At 45.4% G+C, this 25,237-nt stretch carries 26 protein-coding genes; 7 read left to right on the forward strand and 19 right to left on the reverse strand.

The window, feature by feature from the left end; translation table 11 throughout:
• Window positions 1–97 precede the first annotated feature (97 nt).
• Complete coding sequence (gene adhE, locus AC6F33_RS14490; RefSeq protein ID WP_500777344.1) at window positions 98–2,713, forward strand: bifunctional acetaldehyde-CoA/alcohol dehydrogenase; 2,616 nt, start codon at window positions 98–100, stop codon at window positions 2,711–2,713.
• Window positions 2,714–2,845: 132 nt separating this feature from the next.
• Here the strand turns inward: adhE and AC6F33_RS14495 are convergent, their stop codons facing one another.
• The 5 genes from AC6F33_RS14495 to AC6F33_RS14515 form a co-directional block, all read right to left on the reverse strand.
• Window positions 2,846–3,559 carry an ATP-binding cassette domain-containing protein gene (locus AC6F33_RS14495; protein ID WP_255749123.1) on the reverse strand — a complete coding sequence of 238 codons (714 nt, stop codon included), beginning with the start codon at window positions 3,557–3,559 and terminating at the stop codon, window positions 2,846–2,848.
• 68 nt (window positions 3,560–3,627) lie between these two features.
• The gene (gene ssuC, locus AC6F33_RS14500) at window positions 3,628–4,395 is read right to left on the reverse strand and encodes an aliphatic sulfonate ABC transporter permease SsuC (RefSeq protein WP_255749079.1); all 768 of its coding nucleotides are present in this window, start codon (window positions 4,393–4,395) and stop codon (window positions 3,628–3,630) included.
• A gap of 13 nt (window positions 4,396–4,408) precedes the next feature.
• Window positions 4,409–5,359: a sulfonate ABC transporter substrate-binding protein gene (locus AC6F33_RS14505; protein ID WP_255749080.1), complete on the reverse strand. Its 951-nt coding sequence runs from the start codon at window positions 5,357–5,359 to the stop codon at window positions 4,409–4,411.
• The gene (locus AC6F33_RS14510; protein WP_500777345.1) at window positions 5,352–6,926 is read right to left on the reverse strand and encodes an AMP-binding protein; all 1,575 of its coding nucleotides are present in this window, start codon (window positions 6,924–6,926) and stop codon (window positions 5,352–5,354) included. Before AC6F33_RS14510 ends, AC6F33_RS14505 begins: the two co-directional genes overlap by 8 nt.
• A gap of 23 nt (window positions 6,927–6,949) precedes the next feature.
• Complete coding sequence (locus AC6F33_RS14515; protein ID WP_480948734.1) at window positions 6,950–8,128, reverse strand: acyltransferase; 1,179 nt, start codon at window positions 8,126–8,128, stop codon at window positions 6,950–6,952.
• Between the two features lie 196 nt (window positions 8,129–8,324).
• Here AC6F33_RS14515 and AC6F33_RS14520 point away from each other — a divergent pair, with 196 nt between their 5' ends.
• Together AC6F33_RS14520 and AC6F33_RS14525 are read left to right on the forward strand one after the other, a co-directional pair.
• Complete coding sequence (locus tag AC6F33_RS14520; RefSeq protein ID WP_480948735.1) at window positions 8,325–9,323, forward strand: D-2-hydroxyacid dehydrogenase; 999 nt, start codon at window positions 8,325–8,327, stop codon at window positions 9,321–9,323.
• A 453-nt stretch (window positions 9,324–9,776) separates the two neighbouring features.
• Window positions 9,777–9,944 carry a hypothetical protein gene (locus AC6F33_RS14525; protein WP_500777346.1) on the forward strand — a complete coding sequence of 56 codons (168 nt, stop codon included), beginning with the start codon at window positions 9,777–9,779 and terminating at the stop codon, window positions 9,942–9,944.
• Between the two features lie 133 nt (window positions 9,945–10,077).
• On the opposite strand, the gene AC6F33_RS14530 is transcribed toward AC6F33_RS14525, so the two are convergent.
• The 3 genes from AC6F33_RS14530 to AC6F33_RS14540 are packed head-to-tail and all read right to left on the reverse strand — an operon-like array spanning window position 10,078 to window position 12,400.
• Complete coding sequence (locus AC6F33_RS14530) at window positions 10,078–10,698, reverse strand: TetR/AcrR family transcriptional regulator (RefSeq protein ID WP_500777347.1); 621 nt, start codon at window positions 10,696–10,698, stop codon at window positions 10,078–10,080.
• Window positions 10,698–11,504 (reverse strand): DUF2705 family protein, encoded by an 807-nt coding sequence (locus tag AC6F33_RS14535; RefSeq protein WP_500777348.1) that lies wholly within the window; start codon window positions 11,502–11,504, stop codon window positions 10,698–10,700. Before AC6F33_RS14535 ends, AC6F33_RS14530 begins: the two co-directional genes overlap by 1 nt.
• On the reverse strand, window positions 11,501–12,400 hold the full coding sequence (locus AC6F33_RS14540; protein ID WP_500777349.1) for an ABC transporter ATP-binding protein: 900 nt from the start codon (window positions 12,398–12,400) through the stop codon (window positions 11,501–11,503). The genes AC6F33_RS14535 and AC6F33_RS14540 overlap by 4 nt, the downstream gene beginning before the upstream one ends.
• Before the next feature lie 209 nt (window positions 12,401–12,609).
• Here AC6F33_RS14540 and tlp point away from each other — a divergent pair, with 209 nt between their 5' ends.
• A complete protein-coding gene (gene tlp, locus AC6F33_RS14545; protein WP_255749088.1) occupies window positions 12,610–12,837 on the forward strand; it encodes a small acid-soluble spore protein Tlp in 228 nt (75 codons plus the stop codon).
• Between the two features lie 181 nt (window positions 12,838–13,018).
• Complete coding sequence (locus AC6F33_RS14550) at window positions 13,019–13,573, forward strand: C40 family peptidase (RefSeq protein WP_500777350.1); 555 nt, start codon at window positions 13,019–13,021, stop codon at window positions 13,571–13,573.
• On the opposite strand, the gene AC6F33_RS14555 is transcribed toward AC6F33_RS14550, so the two are convergent.
• On the reverse strand, window positions 13,570–14,067 hold the full coding sequence (locus AC6F33_RS14555) for a GNAT family N-acetyltransferase (RefSeq protein ID WP_255749090.1): 498 nt from the start codon (window positions 14,065–14,067) through the stop codon (window positions 13,570–13,572). The two genes, AC6F33_RS14550 and AC6F33_RS14555, sit on opposite strands and share 4 nt — an antisense overlap.
• A 70-nt stretch (window positions 14,068–14,137) precedes the next feature.
• Here AC6F33_RS14555 and AC6F33_RS14560 point away from each other — a divergent pair, with 70 nt between their 5' ends.
• Entirely contained in the window at window positions 14,138–14,584 is a 447-nt protein-coding gene (locus AC6F33_RS14560; RefSeq protein ID WP_255749091.1) for an NUDIX domain-containing protein, read from the forward strand.
• On the opposite strand, the gene AC6F33_RS14565 is transcribed toward AC6F33_RS14560, so the two are convergent.
• From AC6F33_RS14565 to AC6F33_RS14580, 4 genes are all read right to left on the reverse strand, one after another.
• A complete protein-coding gene (locus tag AC6F33_RS14565) occupies window positions 14,567–15,055 on the reverse strand; it encodes an NUDIX hydrolase (protein WP_500777351.1) in 489 nt (162 codons plus the stop codon). The genes AC6F33_RS14560 and AC6F33_RS14565 overlap by 18 nt on opposite strands.
• Window positions 15,056–15,357: 302 nt before the next feature.
• Window positions 15,358–15,666, reverse strand: coding sequence for a zinc ribbon domain-containing protein (locus tag AC6F33_RS14570; protein ID WP_255749093.1), 309 nt, complete (start codon window positions 15,664–15,666; stop codon window positions 15,358–15,360).
• Between the two features lie 116 nt (window positions 15,667–15,782).
• Complete coding sequence (locus tag AC6F33_RS14575; RefSeq protein WP_255749094.1) at window positions 15,783–16,073, reverse strand: nuclease-related domain-containing protein; 291 nt, start codon at window positions 16,071–16,073, stop codon at window positions 15,783–15,785.
• Window positions 16,074–16,137: 64 nt separating this feature from the next.
• Window positions 16,138–17,046, reverse strand: coding sequence for a phosphotransferase (locus AC6F33_RS14580; protein ID WP_500777352.1), 909 nt, complete (start codon window positions 17,044–17,046; stop codon window positions 16,138–16,140).
• A gap of 109 nt (window positions 17,047–17,155) precedes the next feature.
• On the opposite strand from AC6F33_RS14580, the gene AC6F33_RS14585 reads away from it, so the two are divergent.
• Window positions 17,156–18,364 carry an EAL and HDOD domain-containing protein gene (locus AC6F33_RS14585; protein ID WP_500777353.1) on the forward strand — a complete coding sequence of 403 codons (1,209 nt, stop codon included), beginning with the start codon at window positions 17,156–17,158 and terminating at the stop codon, window positions 18,362–18,364.
• Window positions 18,365–18,374: 10 nt separating this feature from the next.
• On the opposite strand, the gene AC6F33_RS14590 is transcribed toward AC6F33_RS14585, so the two are convergent.
• From AC6F33_RS14590 to larB, 6 genes are all read right to left on the reverse strand, one after another.
• A complete protein-coding gene (locus AC6F33_RS14590; protein ID WP_500778169.1) occupies window positions 18,375–19,553 on the reverse strand; it encodes an MFS transporter in 1,179 nt (392 codons plus the stop codon).
• 328 nt (window positions 19,554–19,881) lie between these two features.
• Window positions 19,882–20,913, reverse strand: coding sequence for a HoxN/HupN/NixA family nickel/cobalt transporter (locus AC6F33_RS14595; protein WP_500777354.1), 1,032 nt, complete (start codon window positions 20,911–20,913; stop codon window positions 19,882–19,884).
• A 683-nt stretch (window positions 20,914–21,596) separates the two neighbouring features.
• Window positions 21,597–22,430: an ATP-dependent sacrificial sulfur transferase LarE gene (larE, locus tag AC6F33_RS14600; RefSeq protein WP_500777355.1), complete on the reverse strand. Its 834-nt coding sequence runs from the start codon at window positions 22,428–22,430 to the stop codon at window positions 21,597–21,599.
• 49 nt (window positions 22,431–22,479) lie between these two features.
• Window positions 22,480–23,193, reverse strand: coding sequence for a D/L-lactic acid transporter LarD (gene larD / locus AC6F33_RS14605; protein WP_255749101.1), 714 nt, complete (start codon window positions 23,191–23,193; stop codon window positions 22,480–22,482).
• A 30-nt stretch (window positions 23,194–23,223) separates the two neighbouring features.
• The gene (gene larC / locus AC6F33_RS14610; RefSeq protein ID WP_500777356.1) at window positions 23,224–24,450 is read right to left on the reverse strand and encodes a nickel pincer cofactor biosynthesis protein LarC; all 1,227 of its coding nucleotides are present in this window, start codon (window positions 24,448–24,450) and stop codon (window positions 23,224–23,226) included.
• Between the two features lie 29 nt (window positions 24,451–24,479).
• Window positions 24,480–25,214, reverse strand: coding sequence for a nickel pincer cofactor biosynthesis protein LarB (gene larB / locus AC6F33_RS14615; protein ID WP_500777357.1), 735 nt, complete (start codon window positions 25,212–25,214; stop codon window positions 24,480–24,482).
• Between the last annotated feature and the right edge of the window lie 23 nt (window positions 25,215–25,237).

A 25,237-nucleotide genomic window follows, 5' to 3' on the forward strand; every position in this document is an offset into this window, starting at 1 on the left:
TTCGTAATTGTTGCCAATCCACTGGTTATAAAGTAAATTATATATGTGAATTAATTCACAAAGTCATGATCCCTATTTTCCGAAGGAGGACCACCATATGGCTATTGAAGAACAAGCATTACATCCAAAGGATTCGAAAAAAGAAACATTGGAAACGATGATCGATCAATTGGTAACGAATGCTCAGACCGCACTGGATGAATTTAAACCGCTTGACCAAACGCAAATTGATGAGATCGTACGACAAATGGCTCTGGCCGGACTTGATCAGCACATGCAATTGGCGAAAATGGCCGTCGAAGAAACCGGACGCGGTGTTTATGAAGATAAAATGATTAAAAATATTTTTGCAACCGAATACATTTATAACTCGATAAAAACCAACAAAACCGTTGGCATCATCAACGAGGATCCTTATGAAGAAATTGTTCAAATTGCCGAACCGGTTGGTGTCATCGCTGGCGTTACTCCGGTGACCAACCCGACGTCGACAACGATGTTCAAGTCTCTGATCTCTATCAAGACAAAGAATCCGATTATTTTCGCCTTCCATCCGTCGGCGCAACAATGCAGCAGCGAAGCGGCTCGCGTGGTTCGTGATGCCGCGATACGTGCCGGAGCACCGAAAAATTGTATTCAATGGATTGAAACACCATCACTTGCCGCAACCCAGCAGCTGATGCATCACCCCGGCGTGGCTCTCATTCTCGCGACCGGCGGTTCAGGCATGGTTAAATCCGCCTACAGTTCAGGCAAACCGGCGATCGGCGTTGGTCCTGGGAACGTACCTGCGTACATCGAAAAAACGGCCGACATTAAGCAGGCGGTGAACGATCTGATCCTTTCCAAGACCTTTGACAACGGCATGATTTGCGCCTCGGAACAGGCAGTCATTGTGGACGCAGCAGTCTATGAAGCGGTCAAACAAGAAATGACCGCAAACAAATGCTACTTCTTAAATGATGAAGAACGGAAAAAAGTAGAGACACTGGTCATTGATGAAAAGCGTTGCGCCGTCAATCCCAAAATTGTCGGCAAGTCGGCCGCATACATTGCTAATCTTGCCGGCGTCACAGTTCCGGATGACACTAAGGTTATCATTGCCGAGCTGAACAGTGTTGGCCCGGAATCACCGCTTTCACGTGAAAAACTGAGTCCTGTGCTCGCCTGTTTCAAAGCGAAAACAACCGAAGAAGGCTTACAGCGATGTGAAGAAATGCTTGAATTTGGTGGCATCGGGCACTCGGCAGTTATTCATTCAAACGACCAAAAAGTAATTAATGCCTTTGCTATGAAGATGAAGGCCGGCCGTCTGATCATAAATGCACCATCGTCACTCGGCGGTATTGGGGACATTTACAACCACTTTATTCCATCACTGACCTTGGGCTGCGGCACGTACGGCGGCAACTCAGTATCCACAAACGTGGGGACAGCGAACTTGATCAATATTAAAACGATGGCCAATCGCCGCAACAACATGCAGTGGTTCAAGGTTCCGCCGAAAATCTATTTTGAAAAAAATTCAACCAAGTATTTGTCTGTGATGCCGGATATTACACGCGCTTTTATCGTTGCCGATCCGGGCATGGTTAAATTCGGCTACGTCGACCGTGTTGTCCACTATTTGAGAAAACGAAATGAACCGATCCAGTACGAAATTTTCTCTGATGTGGAACCGGATCCATCCGTCACTACTGTTATGAAAGGTACTGAAATGATGCGCAGCTTTAAACCGGACGTAATCATTGCCCTGGGAGGCGGTTCGGCAATGGATGCAGCAAAGGGTATGTGGCTGTTCTATGAAAGCCCGGAAACAGAGTTCTTTGGACTCAGGCAAAAGTTCTTGGACATCCGGAAACGTGTCTTTAAATTCCCTGATCTCGGTAAAAAAGCAAAATTCGTCGCAATCCCAACCACGTCGGGAACCGGATCAGAAGTGACTTCTTTCTCCGTGATCACAGACAAAGAAAATGATATGAAGTATCCGCTCGCCGACTATGCGCTGACACCAAATGTGGCGATCATCGATCCGGAATTCGTCATGACTGTACCGCCGCGCGTGCTCGCCGATTCCGGTATGGATGTGCTCACGCATGCGATTGAAGCCTATGTGTCCAACATGGCCAATGATTTTACAGACGGACTTTGTATCAAAGCAATTCAACTCGTGTTCAAATACTTGCCGCGCTCCTATAAGGACAGCAGCGACAAATTAGCAAAAGAGAAAATGCATAATGCGTCAACCATCGCGGGCATGGCATTCTCTAATGCATTTCTGGGAATCAATCACAGCCTTGCGCACAAGCTTGGCAACGAATTCCATCTGGCACACGGCCGGTGCTGTGCGATTCTTTTGCCGCATGTCATCCGTTACAATGCTCAGAAGCCGACGAAGTTCACATCGTTCCCGAAATATAAACACTTTATTGCCGATGAACGCTATGCAGAGATTGCACAGATCATCGGTGTAGGCGGAAAGACGACTGAAGAAAGTGTGGAAAACCTCGTTCAGGCGATTAAAAAACTGACTCAAGAGCTGAATATGCCGATGAGCATTGAAACAAATGGTGTCAGCAAAGCAGCTTTTGAAAAAGCTGTTGAAAAGATGTCTGATCGTGCATTTGGCGATCAATGTACGACCGCCAACCCGAAGATGCCGCTGGTTACCGAACTGGAAGCAATCTATCGTCAAGCATTCAAGGGCATCTAGACCCTACACCCAACAACAAAATGAAAAATCGAGAGGAGACGAATCCTCTCGATTTTTTTGTTTATTGAAATCTGCTTATGCTTTCGAAAGGCCAATTAAAAAGCCCACGTTTCACAGACTAGCAAATTCTTATCAGTTATTCTTAGGCGTAAGTAATTTGTAAAGCAATTGTTCGGTATAGTGATTAAACGATGCCGACGTTCGTGTTCTCGGCCGCTCAAGAGGGATGGCAAGATCTTCGCTGACTACGCCCTGCTCAAGCAGAATAACACGATCCGCTAATCGAACTGCCTCTTCCACATCATGAGTCACAAGGATGCAGGTCAGGCCCTGCTTTTTCCATACCTTTTCAATCAAGTCCTGCATTTCCATCCTGGTCAATGCATCCAGCGCGCCGAGCGGTTCATCAAGCAAGAGCAGTTCCGGCTGATTGATTAATGCCCGCGCGAGCGCGACTCGCTGTTTTTGCCCGCCGGATAATGTCAATGGATATTTATCAGCAAATCCGGACAGACCTACTGCTTCCAGTGCTTCCACAGCACTTTTTTTCCAATTGCCATTCAAGCCGATGCCAACATTATCAACCACCTTTTTCCAAGGAAGAAAGCGGCCATTTTGAAACATTAAGCGTGCCGAATGATTGATCCCCGCCAGAGGCTGCCGGTTCTGTTCCACTTCGCCTTCTGTTTGTTGCTCTAAACCGGCAATCAGCCGTAGCAGCGTACTTTTCCCGCACCCGCTTCTCCCAATGATTGCGACAAATTCGCCTTCGCGAATGGTAAGGTTGACGCCTTTAAGAACCTGCTGATCCTGATAATGTTTGCGGATGTTCCGCAATTCCAGCACAACCTTTTTCGATCCATAAAGTTCATCTTGGCTATGAAGTACAGTAACCGGTCGATCATCTGCCTGTCTTAAACCTGTGACCAACGCAGCCACCTCCTCTCAAATAGTTTTGCAATCAGATCGGAACATTTGCCGAGTAATGCGTAAATCAAAATGGAAAGGACGATAACATCCATCTGCATGAATTCTCGTGCATTCATTGCCATATAGCCGATTCCCGAGTTTGATGATATGGTCTCCGCGACAATTAAGGTTGTCCACATCACACCGAGTGCGTAACGGACGCCGACGAGAATTGATGAGAGTGCACCTGGAAAAATGATATGCGTAAAAAGTGATAATCCGTTTAATCCATAGGCTTGTCCCATTTCTACTAATTCCTTATCCACATATTTAATGCCATGATACGTATTAATATAGATCGGAAACAGCACACCGAGTGCAACTAGGACAATTTTCGGTGTCTCGCCAATGCCGAACCAGAGAATCATTAAAGGAATCAGAGACAGATGCGGTACATTGCGCAGCATTTGCACAGAAGAATCAAAAAGTGAGTCGGAAACTTTAAAAATTCCATTGCACAGTCCTAAAACAAAGCCTGTAATACCCCCGATCAAGAAACCGCTCATCGCGCGATAGAGACTGATCCCGAGATTATTCATCAATTCCCCGCTTTTAAACAACCGAATCCCTGCACGAATAACACCGAGCGGCGAAGGAAGCACCGTTGCGGATAGGACTCCCAATGACGATAATCCCTGCCAGACGAGCAGCAAAACGATCGGAATCAGCCACGGGAGAACATGCATCAAATCTTTTCTTACATTGATTTTCATGATTTATGCCTCCTTAATTGCTCAGCAACGCATCACGTACATTGATTTTCTTCGGAATGATTTTTAATTGATAGAATTGATCCGCAATCGATTGTTGTTCATCGAGAATAGTGCTATTCATTTTGTCAATGCCATAGGTGCGGCGATTGACAGACATTGCTACAATGTCCTTATCCATTTTGAGGGCATCCGCCAGCTTTGCAATCAATTCCGTATGGTGGCTATTTGCCCAATCCATGGCTTCTGATACTTGACTCATAACTGTTTTGGTGACCTTTGTATGACTTTTTGCAAAGCTGCGTTTCGCCAAGAAGAAGTCGCGATCAGTCGTAATCCCCTTGCCGTTGACAAGCATCTTTGCATTGCCGGTAATCTGTGCTGCCGCTGTGAATGGATCCCAAACTGCCCAAGCATCAACATTGCCCTTCTCAAACGCGATACGTGCATCTGCAGGCTGCAAGTACACAGGCTGCACATCATTCAATGTTAGGCCTGCTTTTTTTAATGCTTTGACTACAAGATAATGAGAGCTGGATCCCTTTGAAAAAGCAATCTTCTTCCCTTTTAAATCGGCAAGCGATGTAATTGAGCTGTTTTTCTTAACAACAATGCCGCTGCCGACATTTTTGGATTTTCCCACGCCGACGTAGACGATGTCCGTACCTGATGCTTGTGCGACGACCGGCGGCGTATTTCCTGTTCGACCATAGTCAATGCTTCCGGCCCGCAGCGCTTCAAGCAATGCCGAACCCGCTTGGAACTCTTTCCACTCCACTTTATATCCTTGTTTCTTTAGCGCTTTGGCTAGATTTCCTCTGATCTGAGCAATGTTAAATTCATCGCCTTTTTGGTATCCGATGCGAATGACTTTGTTTCCGGTGTCCGATGATGATGTTCCGCACCCGGAGACAAGAAAACCGATAATGAGTATAAGTGACAGAGCGAGCAGCTTTGATTTACGCATGATTATTAATACTCCCTATTTCAAGATTTTGAACGAGCAAATGATGCTTTAACAGGCTTCTTTGAACTTTCCCTGTTGGTCCGGTGGGTATTTCGGGCAAGAATTCTATGGTTTCCGGCCATTTGTGTGCGGATAAGGATCGCTTGCATTGCTCCCAAACAGCCCGTATAAGTTCCTGCCGATCAGTCTGGACTTTCTCTTCAGCGACAATATAAGCGGCAACTCGTTCTCCGTACTTTGGATCATCCAACCCAATAACGGCAGCTTGTTTTATCCCGGAAACCGTTCGGATGACCTGTTCCACTTCATAAGGGCTGATTTTCTCGCCTCCGCGATTAATTAATTCCTTTTTCCTTCCTGATATGAAGACATAGCCGTCTTCATCAGCCCAGCCAACATCACCGGTGTGAAACCAGCCGTCTTGGAAAGCGTCCTTTCCTGCGCCGTCTTCATAGCATCTGATCACATTGTCGCCGCGTATCGTAAGCTCTCCCACTTTCCCGCACGCCAGTTCCTGATCCTGATCATCAACAACTTTCAATTCCAAGCCGTACGGAATCCCGACCGATGCAGGTTTACGTTTCATAGGCGGCAGCGGGTTAACACAAATCTGACTTGCTGCCTCAGTCATACCGTAGGATTGGATCAGCGGAATGCCAAAGACATCATCAAATTGTTTTGCCAGCTGCGGTGCAAGCGGAGCTGACGCGGATCGGATCATACGCAAAGAATCAGGAATGACCGTCGGTTTCGGAATCTTAAGCAAAATCGAGATGATCGCCGGCACCGCCGATACCCAGGTCACCTTGTCTTGGATGACAACATTCCAAAACTTAGACGCGCTGAACTTTGGCGCCATTATGATCTGCCCTCCTGAAAGAAGTGTAGACAAAACGGTGACAACCTGAGCATTGATATGAAAAAGCGGAAGTATGTTATAAGCACGATCGGATGCGCTCAGTCGGTGCGAGGCGATAATATGCCGCGCTGCCGCATACACTTGCCGGTGTGTCAGGCCGACTGCCTTCGGTGCCCCGGTCGTTCCCGACGTATAAAGAAGAATGGCCGTTTCGTCTTCAGACGGCTCAACAGAGGTACATGTATCAAACGCAGCCTCCGCTTCCCATCCTCTTATCCAGCGCTGACTAGTTCTGAAGTAAAAGGACAGATCCGACAAATCCCCATGATAAACGCAGAGCGAGCTCAAGGAATTCACCGTGCTGTCATCGAATAAAACGGCAGCATGCCGATCGTGAACGAACCCGTGAACCGGTCGGCACCTCTGTATGAATCGTTTAAATTCCGTATCCGTCATTTCCGGATTTATGGTTGCAACAACTGCTCCGTAATCAATAATTGCAAGGAAGAAACAAAGAAATGAATAGGAGTTTGGCAGTCCGAGAACGACCCTGTCCCCTTTTTCAATCCCCGCATGCACCATAATTGCTTGAATTCTTTTGATTTCGGATTGAAGTTCGCCTGCCGAATACCAATGATTGCCTTCATTTATCATAGATCTGTCACTTGGCTTCATATGCTCATGCAATTCGCGTGTTAATTGTGACATAGACGTTATCTCCTTTAATTCGTTTATTTTGTTTCTTCAGGCAAAGCTGCAGGCTTTGACCGCTTCAGGCTCGGCCATTTTGAACGACGACCAATGCAATAGGACAGAATCGGTGTTTTATAAAAAGCATAGGCAATAAGCATAGATGCTGCGTAAACAAAAAGAATGGCAAGCGGCAGAGACAAGTAAAAAGCAAGTGAACCGACTTTTAAATAGGGTACAAAATAAGTACCGACCAAATAGAGCGGAAAAGGCTGCGCCAGATACATACCGAACGACGTCATTGATGCGGTCTGAACGAATCGATTAAACACCGGCCCGCTCCCTGTTTCCCTGCGCTTCGCCCAGTACCTTCCGATAAAAATCAACAAAGCGATGATCAGAATAGTGTAGGGCAGATATACAGGCTGATGCACAGACTGAGCAGCACGATCGCTTTCATGTAAGATGACGCGGTTTAAATAATAATGCAGGCACATACCCATCCAGCTGACGGCAAGGATACCGATCAGCAATTTGATATGCCGATCAATAAATGTGCAAATCTCGTTATAGTGACATGCTGCCAAGCCGCCGAGTACAAAATAACATTGGTAGGTGACGACGAACACGCCGTAATGAGACAATAAGTACGGCCAGCTAGATGTATCCAGATGAGGCAGCACAAATTTGATAAAAACCGTTGTGATCAATTGCACATACACACTCCATAGGAACACATGCAAATGCCACTTTTTAAACTTTTGCAGCCCGCGAAGCATAAATGGGAACACAAGATAGAATTGAAACGTAACGAGAACGTAGTAAATATAAAATTGATCCCCATGGATGAACGCAAGCCACAAATCATTCAGGAATTGAAATAGAGGCTCTCGTGTATGCATTAAATAATCATTCTGAAACAAGAGATAGATAATGTTCCAAAACAAATAGGGAATGCCAATGAGCAAAAAGCGTTTCTTCCAAAAATCTGCAATCCGCAAATCACGGTTGGCGTAAACGATAAACAAAATAAATCCCGTAATAAACATGAATGCCATACGTGTGACATGCATTGAGGAATGAATCGCCGACATCGTCACAGAGCTCATTGTCCATCCTTTCAGCTGACTGTCAAAGATACTCATTGTATGGACGGAGAGAACACCAAACATAATGATCGCTCTCATCAAATCAATTTCATATAAATGTTTTCTTTTCAATAAAACAACTCCTTGCTCGTAACAATTTTCAGACATAGATTATCATCGAATCCTTAACAATTTCTTAATTGCACATTGCGACTTTATTACATAACAGCGTTTATGCTTTATATCGAAACCGTTTACATATTTTGAACACTTCGATACACTTGTTGTGAACAGATTCACATGTTTAGATTTAAGGAGGATAAAAATAGTGAAACTATTGATGTACGGCGTACAAGATCACGAAAAGAAGATCATCGCAGACTGGGCTGAATCACATAAAGTTGACATAGTGACCACACCGGACTTCCTCTCCGAACAGACCGTTGCACGTGCAAAAAGCTTTGACGGCATCTGCATTCAACAGCCGATTGCGCTTGGCGGACCGAAGCTGTATGCACAGCTGAAGGACTATGGAATCAGGCAGATCGCGACACGCACGGCAGGCTATGACATGATTGACTTGGCCGAAGCGGAAAATAACGGCTTAATCGTCACAAATGTTCCTGCCTACTCGCCTTATGCCGTAGCAGAGCTTGCAGTCACTCAGGCCATGCAGCTCGTTCGCCACATTCCACAATTTCAGAAGCGCATCTCTAATCAAGATTTTCGCTGGTCCGGTCTGCTTTCTAAAGAAATCCGCTCATTAACCGTCGGCATCGTGGGAACCGGCCGCATCGGAGCCACGGCCGCCGAGCTTTTCAAAGGACTCGGGGCAAAGGTTATCGGCTTCGACCAATACCCAAACGATCGCGTCAAATCAATTCTCGACTATCGCCCATCGCTGGAGGCTGTACTGAAAGAAGCAGACATTGTATCCCTGCATACGCCTCTCTTTGATTCAACACGGCATATGATCAACAAAAATACATTAAAACTGATGAAAAAGAGTGCTTTTCTTATCAACATCGCACGCGGAGGGCTCATCAACACAGAGGATCTTATTGATGCACTCGCAACCGGAGAAATTGCCGGGGCTGCGCTTGACACATTTGAGAACGAAACCGTGATTAACAAAAATCTAAGCGGACAACCGCTTGATGATCCGCTTCTCGCTAAGTTGATCGCTATGGATCAAGTCCTGTTGACACCACATGTTGGTTTCTTTACGGAAACAGCCATTCAAAATATCGTTGAAGGCGCGCTTGACTGTGTTGTTGAAGTTCTGGAAACCGGCACAAGCAGAAACCGTGTGCAACAGCCGGAATAAGCGTAGAAAATAAACCATAAACAGATTAGAAAAACCGGGCGAAAAGCGCCCGTTCCTTACTTTCACAGGATGTGATGGCTTTCGTGCTGAATCATCGCTTCGGTTGCTCGCATCAACTGATCGCGGGCGCACCGCAAGCCTCCTCAGACAAGCACAAATCTGCGGGATCTCGCTGGCACCTGATCCCGCAGGCGTCTCACACCTCCGCTTTGATTCTTGGCCAAGACACTTGTTTATTCGTTTAAATACGAGGCAAAATCTTATACTTTCTTATTTGTGTAAAAAAGGAGATCATTTAGCGAACGAATGATCTCCTTTTTATAGTGTACCTTTGATTTGATGGCTGTTATACTTATGAAAAAGAAAGGAGATGATCGCGATGGCAAATGAATTGTAAATGGTGATACAAGCTTTGAATAAAGAATGGATCAGCTTGACACACGAATAAATCACATGGAGAATGACATGCGCTCCGGATTTGCTGCATTGAAACAAGAGATTAAAGACAAGCACTTTGATGTACTGGACCGCATTGATCTTCTGCGTGAAGATGCCTTAAACACATCATTAGACGTTCAGCGCATCAAACGATTAGAAAACTTGGCTTTGCCAAGCCTCTAGCAAGGCGAAGTCATAGTTGCACTTATACTATTTTCCTTAAAATTTATATACTTTTTTATAGTAAAAATTAAAAAAGCGGGACTTTAACCGCGCACGCGCGATCATACTCCCGCTCCCTTTTCTTTTCTTCACTTCACAGTTCTTCATTACTCTTGATCAAACCACGCAGGGTTATTTCGATCATTGCAATCACCCTGTCGATGAACGGCATGAGATCGTCAATATTCGAATTCGGGTGTTTCTTTAGATAAGTCATCGTCCGATTACTGTAATCATTAAAAATACAGAGCAGTACCTCTTTTAAAAGATTCGGGTCTACATCGTCCTTCAAGTCGAGTTTTTCAATCGTATCCCCAACGAAATCCGGAGTCATTGCATTCAATTCATTATATAGACTAATCATTTTTTTCGTCAGTTTTTCCGGAGGTCGAGTAAATGCATTCATGATAAACTGGAAAATATCTGGATATTTTTTATAAATACTGATTTCCATGGCACATATTCTCCGCATATCTGCAAGCATATCAGACGATAAATTCCAGTTCTCATAGTCAAGCTCTTTCATTGTAAACCGTATGGCATAATCCACACTTTCTTCAAAGAGTTTCTCTTTAGAATCAAAATAGTGAAAGATCAGCCCTTTTGAGACGCCCGATAATTTTGCGATCTGATTGGTCGATGCCCGGTCAAATCCCTTTACCGCAAATTCATGAATCGCAGCGTTCAAAATAGCCTTTTCTTTCGTTTCATCCATTACACTTTCAAATCCTTCCTCTTATATGTCCAAAGCGCAAGCAGACAAGAAACCACGATCACAATCAGGTCGGTCACAATGTATTTCCATTCAATCCCATTCTTAAAAACAGTGCTCGGAAGCGCCGTGTCAACCGGCGAGAAGAAAACCAGTGCCTGAAAATCATCATTCATCTTACCCACAACACCAAGTATAAAGGTAAGAAAAACAATACCAAGAGATAATGAAGTCGCCGATTTATTTGTGGACAGGAACGCCGATAATAGGAAACCGAACGCAAGAAAAGTAAGGCCCATTACCCATCCGGAAAAAGCTAATTGTGCAAAGCTCTTAAACAGCCCAGCAACGGATGCTCCCGACTCCTTGAAGAGGATGCATCCCAAAAAAGCAATGACCATTGATACTGCCCAGTATAATGTATATAGCAAACTGTTGGCGAGCATTTTCGATCCAACGATGGAAAGACGCGTAATCGGCTGAGCATAGAGATAGCCGATTGTTCCCTCCGCCTCTTCTCTGGCAAGTGCATTGGTTCCGAGCATCGCTGCGAAAATACCGGTGGCAATGATCACATACTGGTATTCATAACCATAGTAGCCTTTGATTGTCGCTAAGGCTGCCATATCCGATAAATTGAATGCCTTCAGCATATCCTTCGGCATTGATTTCAAGTCCATCTGTTGCAGACCCATGTCCTTCATTGCCGGAAATAATGACACCAAGCCAAGTGTCAGCAATCCGACAACAACAATCCAAATTAAAAGTGTTTTTATGTGTGTCCTGCATTCAAGCTTGAACAAGGTCATAATCGTTCACCCTCCTGACGTTCATACATCGACATGAACTGTTCTTCCAAATCACGATTTGCAACGGAAACGTCTTCAAGATCCGCTGAAAGATTCGACAAGGTTGAGAACAGCTGCGGCAAGCCGCCTTCATAGAGAAAACGCGCTTCATGTTCCTCTTTTTTCGTGCAGGTCGCACCAATTGTCTTCATTTCATCGAGTGGCAGCTTACTTCCTTTCAGGATCACAATCTTCATCTTCTTATTGACTTGAGACAGATCTTCAACACCGATCAGCTGACCGCTGCGAATAAACGCGACCTTTGAACAATAATCCTCAACTTCCTTCAGGTTGTGGCTTGAGAGGAAGATGGTCGCCCCTTGTTCCTGCTTTTCTTTGAGCACCCGGAACAACCGAGCATGCATCAGCGGGTCAAGCCCGTTCGTCGGTTCATCCATGATAATTAACTCCGGATGATGAATGAGCGCGCAGACTAATGCCACCTTTTTCTTATTTCCTAAAGACAGATCACCGAACTTCTTCTTGCGATCAATCTGAAACAGTTCACAATAGCGATCAATCTCCGCCTGATCGCCTTTCATTTGATGAAAATCAAGCGTATAGCGAATCAGATCCTGAACGCGCAGCTGCGGATAAAAACGGACATCGCTTGGCACATAGCCAATTCTTTTCTTGACCTCCAGATCATGCTGCGGAACATTTTTTCCGAGAAGTGATATCTCCCCGCCGCTTCGTTTAATAAAATTCAACATCATATTCATTGTTGTCGATTTGCCTGCTCCATTCGGTCCGATGAATCCGAAAAATTCACCTTGCTCAACAGAAAAGGACAGATCATTCACAGCAACAAACTTGCCAAAACGTTTACTGATGTGGCTCAATTCAATAACCGGCATCTCAGTGAACCTCCTTTTGATCACGCTTTGACCACTAGGTCAATGACACTATAGCATGCATTGACCTAGTGGTCAACACTCTTGTTCACGTTTTTTCCGGCTAAAAATGATGACAATTTTTTGCTCAGTCTAGGAGTGATGGCCAAGTTTGGTATGTATAGACATCCTCATCAATCACATAATAATTGACGAAAAAGGGGGGAGAAACAATGGCAAAACCAGATGATCGTTCTGACAATTGGGAGAAAATCGGCCACAACATCGGTAACACGCAGCAAAACATTGACGAAACCAATGACTATTTAAAAGCGCACGGCGATGAAATGAACGAGGATGAAAAACGTCAGCTGCATGAAAAAAACAAGCGACGCAAGGACAGCGTAGAAGGACTGCGCGATGAACTGAAAGATGAAACCGCCTTTAGCAAGACTCATTAATTATTAAATACCGATCGGCAACGCCGGTCGGTATCTTTCATGCCATCCTGAGAACAGGTGCAAGTATATCTCCGTTCGGATATCGGCCTTAAGTCTTAGAGAAATATATGGCTGAGGCTTATTCCTGTAGATCCGTCAGCAAGTTAAAGTATAGATACATTGATTGAAAGGATTGCCCGTCATGTATGCTTATATCTTACTTACTCACTCAAAGACACTGCCCGCAAAACTCATCCGGCTTTGGACCGGCGATACCTATTCACACGTGGCCATTTCTCTGGATTCGCCTATGACCGCTTACAGTTTCGGTCGGAAAAGCAAGCTGAATTTTCTTAACGGCGGATTTATTGAGGAACAGTTCGCTGAAATGGATCAAGTAACGCAAATCAGCGTTCTGCGTCTTCCAATGACTCAGAACGCTTATTATCGAGTTCGTATTCTGCTCGCTTATTTTCAAGATTACGGAGACTCCTATCACTATAATTTTAGGGGAATTATCGGCATCATGCTTCACCGCAGAATAAGCGGAATAAATGCCTATTTTTGCTCTCAATTTGTTTCAACACTGCTCGAGAAAAGCGGCGCATACCGCTTCAGCAAGCCCGCCTATTTTATCAAACCGTCTGATTTTCTCGTTCTGAACGAAGCGGAAACCCTTTATTCCGGAACGCTTGGCGGCTACTTGTCACCTGCAGCTGATTCCGGCCGTTTAGCACCGGCCGCTCAATGGGCTTAGATATACTTTACCATCAGATACTCGTCTACAAATCCGCTGTCTTCCTTCATTGCGTCATAATCTTCGCCGTAGATCTTAAATCCGAATTTTTTGTAGGCGCGAATCGCAGGCTCATTGTTCGTGACGACAAATAAATAAATTTTGGTAACACCGTCTTTTATCACATCACCAATCATAAATTCGATGATTTTTCTGGAAAGGCCCTGACCTCGGTATTCTGGCGATACATAGACGCTGGTGAGTGTTGCACGGTGCGCCATTTTCGGCAGCGTTTCCCGATGCAGTGATGCAATCGCGATCAGTCGTTCCTCATCGAAACCGCCAACAGTCAAGACATCGGGGTCAGACAGATGTTTACGAATTTGATCCATTGTCCGATTTTGTTCCGTATTCAAGTCCGATGCGTATGCCTCCGGATTATTTGTCAATGCTTCGAGCCTCAATGCGCGATACTGCTCCGCATCTTCGGCGGTTAATGGTTTAAAAAAGACCATAGCAAGCCCTCCACAACATATTCTCTATGCTATTATGAACTTATTCTCGATTTTTAATGAGGTGGAGACTGTGCGCATTTTCGGAACCGTGAAAAACGGAGTGAACTATATACTGAGAAAAGGCGCCTATGCTGTAATTTTTGAAGGCGACCGCACAGCGTTGATCCGCGCTAACGGCAACCAATATTTTCTTCCCGGCGGAGGAATTGAGTCTGGTGAGACAGATGAACAGTGCCTGAAGCGCGAGCTGCTTGAAGAAACAGGCTGCACCATCGATGAGATTCACTATTTTGGCCATGCGCAACGTTATTTTCTGTCAACGCTTCCCGTTGTTCAGCCCATGGTCAGTGACGGTTATTTTTATACCGCACGGCTTGGTCAGCAAGTACAGCAGCCGACTGAATCCGACAACTTCTTAGAATGGATTGATGTCTCGAAATGTGGTCAGTTGTTATTCCACGAACATCAGGCATGGGCGGTTCAAGAAGCTTGGGCGCAGTCACAGCACAGGCCATGATTCGTAAATGGTTGCCTGATCGGGACGTGACTGATTGCGTAACCAATCGACCGCTTTCAGCACAAGCGGAGATGAATTATTGATGTTCAGCGCGTCAATGCTGATCCAGTGCGCGCCGGCCGAATCCTGTCCGTCAAATTCAGCAGGACGCTCAAACGATCCGCTGATCTGCGTCGCTAGATAGAAAACCGCGACATGATGGACATGAGTGAACTGCTTCCAGTTCCACGGCAAAAAGAAGTCAAAGGTGCCAATTTGAAAGCAGTCGGAAACCGCCATGCCGGTTTCCTCATTAAATTCTCTGTGCAGTGTTTCGATCAATGATTCGCCAGGTTCCTGGCTGCCGCCAGGCAAATCGTAGCGATGAATATACGGGCCGCCGGTTTTGTCGATAATAATGATTTTGTTGTTGTGTTCGGCAATACCGTAGCAACCGAATGCTGTATGGTAGTTTTTTTCTTGGTTGGGCATGTGCTCAAGCCTCCTTGTTTGTGTTTATCGACCACTATTCAGATTTTATCAGTCACCTTGACGAATTTATCAACCACTATTCAGATTTTATCAGCCACTTTGACGAATTTATCGATCACTTTTAACTTTTTATCGACCGGTTTGATTTTTCGGCAAATACGTCCTCTGATAAATAGTAAATCCTAGACTTTTTTCACCCTCGTAACGAAGTGCTGTTCGATGAAGCAAGCGTCTCGCGGTTGAATTGGGCCTTAGCATGAGAAAATCGCGGCATTGGTTGTTTGTAATTGCCGGCCCGTGAATTAGATAATAGTCGCGTCATGCAAGTAAATGCGCGGTTCGAGAGAGGTATGCTCGCAATGTGGACAAATCCAGCTCTGTTTCAGCTTCTCCATTGGCATTGCACCGCACTCGGGACAGCGCACACCTTTTATGATTGCTTCGGGGTTGATCAATGATCGAAAGGGTTTGATAATCAGTGGCTTATGGGCCGCAAGCAGTGCATCTGAAATGTTGTCCAAATCCCTCACAGACAAATGTGCTTTGCTGAATTGCTTACTGAAACGTGAAAGCTCTGCTCTGAGATTTGCCCGCCGAACTACCTGGCTCATTTTTTCGCGGCTCCTCAATCCTTTAAATTGCAGCTGAGCGTTTGAAGCGATCACCACACGATTAATAATCGGCAGTGACCAGTCGTGTTCATTCAACCACTGTTGCAGCGAATCAGTTAAATACTCGGCCTGTGTAATGGGATCAGCGCAAAACGATCACAAAGAACAAGAAAATCAATTTGGAAAACGTGGACATAGTCTGACAAACGGAGGTTGTGGAAAATACGAAATTCTTTGTCGGGGAGATAGCTGAGCGGATCGTCCATAGATTGCTCACCATGCCAACCGGCGAACGCCCTTTTATAGAGCGACAGCACATGATCACGCGTACTGCCCGCTTTCATCCGCCGCGTCAGCGCTTCATACTGGAGCACGTGGTATGGGATTTGGATGGGTTTGTCGAACACTCGATCGCCTCACTTTCATGATAAGAAGTTCGACGGCTGGATTTCCAAATCCTTCTCTCGACGCTCAATCCTCTAGAATCAAATCCAGACTCTGCCTGCATCCCTCAACAATGTCCGCATTCTGCCGATCATAACCGTACATGAACAGTGAAACCGTTGTAAAAGCCGCCTTCCACCTAGCTAATGCTTTCGTCGCATCGCTCACTTCACCATAAACCGCAAAAAATTGCGAACGCGCACCATAAGGCAAAAAGCTGTACACAATCGATAAATCCACAGCAGGATCACCAATATGAACATCTCCCCAGTCAATCACACCGGTCACCCTGCCAAGCTGATTACTAATTAGATTCCGAATATGCAGGTCGCCATGCACCAGACACCGTTGCTCAGCCAGAGGAATCGGATCCGTTTTTTCGACGTATTGCCGTAGCTTACCAACTCGATGATACAGATTCTGCATCGCTAACTGATCCACACGTTCGAGCAGCGCCATTTTGCGTTTCCCAATGTCCAGCCGTCCGAGCTCATCATCGGGAACACCTAGTGCAGCAGCCTGTTCTGCCGGAAAATGATGCAGAGCTCGCAAAAATTGAGCCAAGTCTGCTGCCGAACGCGCACGTTCTTCATGGGTCAGGATAACCGGCAAATACCCGCGAACCTTCTCATAACCAAGAAACGGCCATGAAAACTCAGCGTCCGGATTGCCAAAAAAAAGCGGTTTAGAAATCTGCAGCGGCAAATGATCTGCCAGTTTCGGCAAGATCCTGCCCTCAGTACGCAGCAATCCGACCGCTATCTGCCTGCGGGGAAATCGAAATACATACCGCTCATTGGCAAGATAAACAGTATTGTCATAGCCCTCACCAAGCGGCTCAACAGTGGCCGGCGCGAGCTCGGGAAACTGCCGTTCGATCAATGTCCGTGCCAATTTTTCTGAAACCACCCGCTCCGGATCCCATACATTTCCCAAAATCGTCTCCTCCTTTCGTCATACATGTCATTGTCTTTTCCCATTTTTCAAGCTAATATAAATACAAAGAACTGCACCCTTGCGCTGTTTGAATGTGAGATGAGTATTGATGGATGTCTACGTTGCCAGGCAACCGATTTTTGATCGGAAAGTAAATCTGTACGGCTATGAACTGCTTTATCGAAAAAGCATGAATAATTATTTCGAAGGTACCGATGATAATCAAGCCACAGCAGCATTGCTGTCAAACTCCATATTGGTCATGAACTTCGACCAGCTCATTGATGGAACGAAAGGGTTCATCAATTTCTCGGAAAATTTTCTTACCAATGACTTTCCAAAATTGTTGGCTCCAAATAAAATCATCGTGGAGATTCTAGAAAATGTTCCCCTGACCCAGGAAGTCATCGATGCCTGCAAAGGGTTAAAGAAAGCCGGCTATACTTTGGCTTTGGATGACTTTACCTTCGATCCAAAGATGATGCATTCTCCGCTGATGACACTTGTCGATATAATCAAGATTGAATTCAATCGGAATCCGCTGCATCAGCAAATTCGTCTGATCAAGAAATACGGTCAGGAAAAGATTTTTTTAGCTGAAAAAATAGAGACGGAAAAAGAATATACCACAGCGCTTCGCATGGGCTACCACCTCTTTCAAGGTTACTTTTTCAGCAAGCCGGCGATGCTTAACGGAACCGACATTCCGTCGTTCAATCACCATGTGCTGCACATCATTAAAGAATTGAAAAAAAAGGATGTCAACTTAAGATCTCTGTCCAAGCACTTTCAGCATGACCTTGGTCTTGCCTATAAAATTATGCGAATTGCGAATACCCTTCATTACGGCGCGATGATTCCGGTCCGCTCCATTCAGAATGCCCTCACACGGATCGGCGTGAAGGATTTATCAAAATGGATGCACCTTTTTCTTCTTCAAGAGCTTCAAAATCTGCCTAACGCTGAGTTGATCAAGGCGTGCATTATTCGTGGACGCATGCTGGAAAAACTGGCGACACTCCTGAATGCGCAAGACGAGGAGGACAACTACTCCCTCGTCGGACTCTTTTCCTCAATTGATGCACTTACGAACCAAAAGATGGAAGATATTCTCGCTACCCTCCCTTTTCCCACCGATGTAAAAGAGGCACTGATGGGGCAGGACAATAAATTCAGGACCCATCTTAACGGTGTTCTCTTACTCGAACAAGCAGATTGGGCTGCACTTAACGACTACTTAGAGCAATTTGCGATTTCAAAACATGCCTACATGGCAGCCTATATTGACGCAATCAAGTGGCAGCAATATCTTCCTTAATCCATCGTTATTAATTTTGCCTGTTCTTCGCTAGGTGCGGGAGTCCCAGCAACAAAGATGCTGCCAGACTGCCCATTACTCCAAAGCTCAGGGTAAAGCCCAACTTCTCAATCATCCATCCTGTCAGTGGAAAGAGAAGAATCATCGTCACGCTGAACAGCATGCTGGAAACGCTCAGCAGGGTTGCGCGGCTGGACGATGGGATCAATTCATTAAAATAGTTGCTGAAAATTGGCTGGCTGACTGCAACCAGTGCGTTCATCACGATGAAGCAGACGATCAGCATCACCAGCTGATTCACATAAGACAAGATGAGCAGCACGCACAATAGAATGGAAAAATACTTGATCAGTCGAACTTGACCGACTTTTTTTTCTATTTTGGGTGAGATTTTCGCTCCGATAATTTGAAACACAGCCGAAATGACCATCAGCAGACTGATTTGAATCCCTTTGAACCCGCGCCCATCCACGAATGACTGAAAATAAAAGTAGTACGTTGCGGCAATACCTTGAAACAGAGCAAAGAAGAACATGAGGAAGCGCAGTTGAGCGTTTTCTTTTAAAAAAGCAGCGGCGTTCTTCAAAATGGCGAAATATCCGGTAATCTTTTCTTCTTTCCGTTCCGATTTCACGGGTTCAACCATCATCATGACGGACAGAATCGCCAGCAATGAAATCCCGATCTGGATCCAGTACACACCTTCAAAGTAAACATTGACGAACCAGCCTGCGACAAAAATGCCCAAGGTGTCCGTAAATTCATAGATTGCGTTGACATTCGCCGATACTTTGATGTACTTCTTTTCCTGTTTCAGATTGCGCAGCGACTCGTAGATCAGAGCCTCATTCGTACCGGAGTTAAGGTTATAAGACCATGCAGAAATAATAAACCCGACAGCAAACCACAGAAAATCATGAGAAAAAATCAAGATAAAGCTGCTCACAATTGAACAGACGCGGCCCAAAATCAAAACCGCTCGATAACTCAAGCGATCGGCAAGTGCCCCGCTCGGTACCTCAAAAATGAAGCTGCTCACGTGAAAAATGCTTTCCAGCAGTCCCACTTCGACCAGTGACATCCCGCGATGCGTCAGATAAAGGACCCAAAGCGCCGACACACCAAAAAAAGAACAGAAATTGTAAATATAATTATAGCGTACATTTGCGCCAATACTTTTTCTCCACATCACAATATGTCACAGCCGTCCCTGAAAGAATGGTAATAAAATCAACTTAATTATCGTATCAAAAAAGGACCGCCCGAGGAAGGGGATCCTTTTATTTATCTTTTATGCTGACAATCTGGTCGTCTCGCGGTCGAATCATGCGATTGCAAAAACCAGGCATATTAAGAGTAACGATCAAGACACCTTTGTAAAGTAAAAAAGGTCCGGAAGTCTTGGTTAATCAAGATTTTCAGGCCCATGAAGGCGTATTTGGAGGTTTGAAAATAATCATTCACAAGTTCCTCTAAATTCCGGCTCATATCATTCAGTCACATAATAAAGCAATCAGTTAGAAATAATTTTGATTCCAACGCTGATCAATGCGGAAAAATTTCCAGATAAGGTACGAAAGCCCCCATACCGCGACAAAAAGAATGCTTAATCCATAGCCAACCCAATTTAAATCAATCTGCTGCACCCAGTTCCAAAAGCCGCCTTGCAGCTGGAACGCCTTACCCGCAACCTGACTCAGTTCTATGGCACCGATCATTAATGCAGCAGCAACAGAAATGGCCGTAACCGTAATATTATAATAAATTTTTCGAACAGGCGTATCAAGCGCCCAGCGGTACGCATGTGTCATCATGACCGAATCAGTTGTGTCCATAACATTCATGCCTGCTGCGAAAAGAATTGGCAGAGCAAGTATGGCAGCAAGTGACATATGCGCTCGTGCGGACTCTGCGGAAAGCGCAAGCAGGCTGATTTCTGTCGCGGTATCAAAACCTAAACCAAACAAGAAACCCAGCGGAAACACATGCCAACTCTTGTTGATAAACGTGAAAAGCGGTGCGCACACGCGGGACAAAAAGCCTCGCGACTGCAGCAGCCGCTCGAACTTCTCCTGATCGAATGCGCGATTCTTTAATTGAATAAATATTTTCTGCAAATCAATTAAAACAAATAAGTTAATGATTGCGATCATGATCAAAAATCCTCCGGAGACCGTGGCACCTATAACACCGCCGACACGTTCGAATTGCGGCAGATGATTCTGCACCCAACTCACCGATAAAGCTAAAACCACAGCCATAAGCAGAACTACGGATGAATGGCCGAGCGAGAAATAAAAGCCGACACCCATTGGATTCTTCTTTTGCTGCGTCAATTTCCGCACAATGTTGTCAATCGCTGCGATATGATCCGCGTCAAAGGCATGACGAAGACCGAGTGTATAGGCTACAAGTCCAAGCCCGAGCATGACCGGATTGCTTTTTGCCACAAGAAAAAGAAAACCAATGCCAACCACATGCAGAACGATTGAACCTAGATAATAGGGCAGACACTTTTTCAACACGTTATTTCTTCCTTTCTTTCTCATCTTGGTGATGCCAATCTCTTATCTTTTTTAAGAAAAATCGGGCAAAAAGCGCCCGGTCCTTACTTCCGCAGGATGCGGTGACTTTCGCGTTCCATACAGGACATACTTTCACAGGACGTGATGACTTTCGCGTTGCATACAGGACGTATGCGTATTTAGCGAAAGCTCCTTTACACTTGCGAAAGATCCATTGCTCCAAATGCGGTTTTTAATCATCAACCTTGTGCTCGAGTAAAATAAGCGGAAATTTTCCGGTTATATGCATCATGGTGCTTGTTTTGCGAGTACATAAGGGTAATTTTTCCGGTTATTCAAAGCAAAATCCTGCATTTTCACGTTTTTTTGATTCGATAAGCGGAATTTCTCCGTCTATTTAAGCTATTTTTTCAATCATTTTCTAATTAAGCGGAATTTTTCCGTTTATTTCTCAGATTAGATGCTTACCTGATCGTCCAACCGAATCCTATGACGCTGATCACCATACCAGCAAGACAAAACGATAAACTTCTTATCTTGTTAGAAAATTTGGCTTCGCCAAACCTCTACAGAGGGTGAAGCCTTAGTTGCACTTATGCTAATCTCGCTTATTTTTTTAGATTTTAAACTTTCTTTCTCTTTGTATAAAAAAACGGCATCCATTTTCGAGATTCGAAAATTTCAGCCGCTCATTGATGACCCTGCACTTAAGAAACGAATGCCTTGCGTTCTTCTGCTGAAAGGGTTTCGTTCATTCGTCCGCTGCGGAAGCCGCTCAGATCAAGTGTCACATAACGGAAGCCGAAATCCATGAGCGTCTGACTGACCTTATCATTCAACTCAATGAGGTCGTTTAAACGTTCTGCCGGAACCTCAACACGAGCAATCTCGCCATGATAGCGAACGCGGACAACAGGGAAACCGAGATCGCGAATGTATTTTTCCGCCTTCATGACTTGATCGATTTTTTCCAACGTGAGTGTTGTTCCATAAGGGAATCGGGAAGATACTGAGCATGAAGAAACCTTGTTCCAGTTGTTCAGGCCAATTACTTTTGCCAAAGCACGAACATCGGTTTTATAGAAACCTGCTTCCTGCAGAACGCTTCGTGCGCCTGCCTCTGTCCGGGCGCGCAGACCTGGGCGGAAGTCGCTTTCGTCATCCTTGATCATGCCGTCCAGTACAAACTCGAAGCCCTCAGCCGCCGCGATCTCGTTCATTCGCGCATAGAAGCCTTTCTTCGCATAGTACCAGCTGTCCGGCGTATTGTGTTTGATATGTTCTTCAGACAGATAGTTGAGTTCGGTTTTCTTAACCATAGCGCCCAAATCCTTTGCCAAAGAAACGGCTTTGTCAAATTCCTCATTTGTAAAAAGTTCGGAGTTGGCAACAACGGCGAGTACATTGTCTTTGCCCAGCGTATCCAGTGCCATTTTCAGAACGAGTGTACTGTCAATACCTCCGGAAAAAGCAACAACCACATGATTCATCTTTTTCAATTGATCAACTAGAGCCTGTTTTTTTTCAGTTAACGTACGCATCAGTATTTACCTTCCTTTTTTATAGTTATTTTTATTAATGACAGCCTGGTTATAGTCCGAGGAATCCTCGGGCGAAAAGTGCGGCACAAGCAGCGCCTAAGAATGGTGCGATGCCCGGAACGATAATGCCGTATTGCCAATCGTTGCTCGCTTTACCGCCCGGAATCGGCAGAATCGCATGGGCAATGCGCGGACCCATGTCACGCGCGAGGTTCATGGCAAATCCCGTCGGGCCACCCATACCCATACCGATTGCCCACACAAGAAGGCCGACACCAATCGGCACAATGCCTGGCGTTTTAATCGAAGCGATGGCTAAGATTCCGGTAATAAAGATAAACGTATCAATAAATTCGACGAAAAAGTTGCGCGGCAAATGACGCACATTTGGGTTTGTTGAAAAGATGTTACGAATTTTGACCCGATCGACGTCTTTGGACGCATTGAATTGATCATAATAAGCGATAAAGACAACAATGGAACCGAAGATACCGCCGAGTACTTCTGCGATGCTTAATGGAATGACACTCGTCCATGGAATATTGCCAAGGACGGCCTGAGCGACAACCATCGCTGGGTTAATACAAACATCTCCGAAGATAAACAACGAGATGGTAATACCAAAACCCCAAGTTGTAATAGCAAAAATGTGACCGGAATTCTGATATTTTGATGTATTGAGCACCTCACAGCAGTGGACGCCAACACCAAAAACAATCATTAATGCTGTCCCTAAGAATTCAGCAACGAGTTGATGAATCACAGTATTCCCTCCAAATAATCTAATTCTGATTCAATCCGGCAGCTGCCGTCGAACCTCCTGCTCAACCGCTGCCAACGAAACGCCATGCGTGCGTGCAGCCTGAGCACAATCGTCATACTCAGCGGTCTGCTTAATCACGCTGCCGCGGCTGGCAACCTTTACACGAATCGTTCCATACTTTGTTTCTACCTTTTTAAAATGACGCTTCATGATTGAGCGCTGCATCAATTGATAGCGAACACCAAGGCTACAGGTGTGTTTCCGCAGCAAGTCAACAAATGTCTCGCGTTCTTCCGGCGCGCAAAGAACAGAGAGCTTGCATGCCGGCCGATTTTTCTTCATGTAAATCGGTGTAAAAAATACATCGAATGCACCTGCTTCAAGCAACACATCCATTGCAAAACCAAGTGATTCTCCGCTTTGATCATCGAGGTTTGCTTCGATCAGCAGCACCGTATCATGATCCGTATTCACCGTCTGCATGCTTTTTTTCGTTTCAAAGAGCAACGCACGCAACGCATTAAAGGAACCCGTGTCGCGCTTGCCGAACCCGTATCCGGTCTTGAGCAGGATTCCCTCTTCCGGAATGGATCCAAAGTGACTGACAATCTCCTTGACGAGACCCATACCGGTTGGCGTAATGAGTTCGGTCTGAACATCCGTGCGCTGTTTTATTGGGATATTGGTGCCGATACGCATCTGCATGACAGCGGGAACCGGTACCGGCATCTGCCCATGTGCAACTTGGATAAAACCGGACCCATCGCTTAGTGCGGACGCGCGCACATCATCGACGCCTAGTAAGTCCAGTGCGACAAAGCAGCCGACAATATCGACAATCGAATCCATAGCGCCGACCTCGTGAAAATGGACATCAGCCAGAGGCATCTGATGAACGGCCGCTTCTGCTTTGGCGATCTCAGTGAAAACGGCAATCGATTGCTTCTTGATCTTTTCAGATAAGCCGCTTGCATTGATAAGGGAGCAAATATCGCTCAAATGCCGAACATCATGATGATGATGGTGATCATGATGTTCACTAAATCCGTGATCCTTTTCATGATTTAGTACGACGTCAAAGCTTGTCCCGTAGATACTGTTTTTCGCAAGGCGCTCATTGTGCAGCTGATAATCACTGACATGCAATTGAGCGAGTTCCGATTGAAATCGGTCAAAGTCGACACCAAGATCAAGCAGTGCGCCAATGAACATATCACCGCTGATTCCTGAAAAAGCATCTAAATAAAGAGTTCTCATCTTAATCCTCCATGCGGGCCAAAGCCATTTTACAAATGATTGATCATGCTTGCTGAGTAGGCAGCACCAAAACCATTGTCAATATTCACCACGGTGATCCCCGATGCACAGCTGTTGAGCATTGTAAGCAGCGCCGTCACACCTTTTAAGTTGGTGCCGTAGCCAACACTCGTCGGCACCGCAATCAAGGGCTTGTCAATCAAACCGCCGACAACACTGGCAAGTGCACCTTCCATACCGGCAATGACAATCACAACCTTTGCCGCGCGAATCACATCCAAACGGGCAAATAACCGATGAATACCGGCAACACCGACATCATAAACCCGTTTCACGCTGTTTCCGTAAGCTTCAGCAGTTACCGCTGCCTCTTCGGCAACCGGAATATCGGAGGTCCCGGCGGTCACAATCGCAATATAGCTGCTGGTTTTCTTCACTTCGGCACAATTCACAAGCGCGCAGCGTGCTTCTTTGTAATAAACAGCATCCGGCTCAACCTTTTTTATTGCTTCAAACTTTTCCGAGGAAAGGCGCGTACATAAAATGTTCACCGTCTGCTTGCGCATGGTCTCAATGATGCCGATAATTTGCTCGGCTGTTTTACCTTCACCATAAATCACTTCCGGATAGCCGTTGCGCTGCTTTCTCGTCAGATCAACCTTTGCAAAACCGAGATCCGCAAACCCGCTGTCTTTTTCATGTGTCTTCGTTTGACTGGGCTCAGAAGCATCTTGGAGCGGCGTATGCAGTTCGTCATTTTCCATTTTCTGTCCACCTCTCCTCTTTT

This window comes from Sporolactobacillus sp. BBK16-2 (assembly GCF_059878335.1).

Coding starts and splice junctions, on each gene's coding strand:
- adhE (WP_500777344.1), top strand. CDS start 98: ATGGCTATTGAAGAACAAGCATTACATCCAAAGGATTCGAAAAAAGAA.
- ssuC (WP_255749079.1), bottom strand. CDS start 4,395: ATGAAAATCAATGTAAGAAAAGATTTGATGCATGTTCTCCCGTGGCTG.
- AC6F33_RS14505 (WP_255749080.1), bottom strand. CDS start 5,359: ATGCGTAAATCAAAGCTGCTCGCTCTGTCACTTATACTCATTATCGGT.
- AC6F33_RS14510 (WP_500777345.1), bottom strand. CDS start 6,926: ATGTCACAATTAACACGCGAATTGCATGAGCATATGAAGCCAAGTGAC.
- AC6F33_RS14525 (WP_500777346.1), top strand. CDS start 9,777: ATGGAGAATGACATGCGCTCCGGATTTGCTGCATTGAAACAAGAGATT.
- AC6F33_RS14530 (WP_500777347.1), bottom strand. CDS start 10,698: ATGGATGAAACGAAAGAAAAGGCTATTTTGAACGCTGCGATTCATGAA.
- AC6F33_RS14535 (WP_500777348.1), bottom strand. CDS start 11,504: ATGACCTTGTTCAAGCTTGAATGCAGGACACACATAAAAACACTTTTA.
- AC6F33_RS14540 (WP_500777349.1), bottom strand. CDS start 12,400: ATGCCGGTTATTGAATTGAGCCACATCAGTAAACGTTTTGGCAAGTTT.
- tlp (WP_255749088.1), top strand. CDS start 12,610: ATGGCAAAACCAGATGATCGTTCTGACAATTGGGAGAAAATCGGCCAC.
- AC6F33_RS14550 (WP_500777350.1), top strand. CDS start 13,019: ATGTATGCTTATATCTTACTTACTCACTCAAAGACACTGCCCGCAAAA.
- AC6F33_RS14555 (WP_255749090.1), bottom strand. CDS start 14,067: ATGGTCTTTTTTAAACCATTAACCGCCGAAGATGCGGAGCAGTATCGC.
- AC6F33_RS14565 (WP_500777351.1), bottom strand. CDS start 15,055: ATGCCCAACCAAGAAAAAAACTACCATACAGCATTCGGTTGCTACGGT.
- AC6F33_RS14570 (WP_255749093.1), bottom strand. CDS start 15,666: ATGAGCCAGGTAGTTCGGCGGGCAAATCTCAGAGCAGAGCTTTCACGT.
- AC6F33_RS14585 (WP_500777353.1), top strand. CDS start 17,156: ATGGATGTCTACGTTGCCAGGCAACCGATTTTTGATCGGAAAGTAAAT.
- AC6F33_RS14590 (WP_500778169.1), bottom strand. CDS start 19,553: ATGTGGAGAAAAAGTATTGGCGCAAATGTACGCTATAATTATATTTAC.
- AC6F33_RS14595 (WP_500777354.1), bottom strand. CDS start 20,913: ATGAGAAAGAAAGGAAGAAATAACGTGTTGAAAAAGTGTCTGCCCTAT.
- larE (WP_500777355.1), bottom strand. CDS start 22,430: ATGCGTACGTTAACTGAAAAAAAACAGGCTCTAGTTGATCAATTGAAA.
- larC (WP_500777356.1), bottom strand. CDS start 24,450: ATGAGAACTCTTTATTTAGATGCTTTTTCAGGAATCAGCGGTGATATG.
- larB (WP_500777357.1), bottom strand. CDS start 25,214: ATGGAAAATGACGAACTGCATACGCCGCTCCAAGATGCTTCTGAGCCC.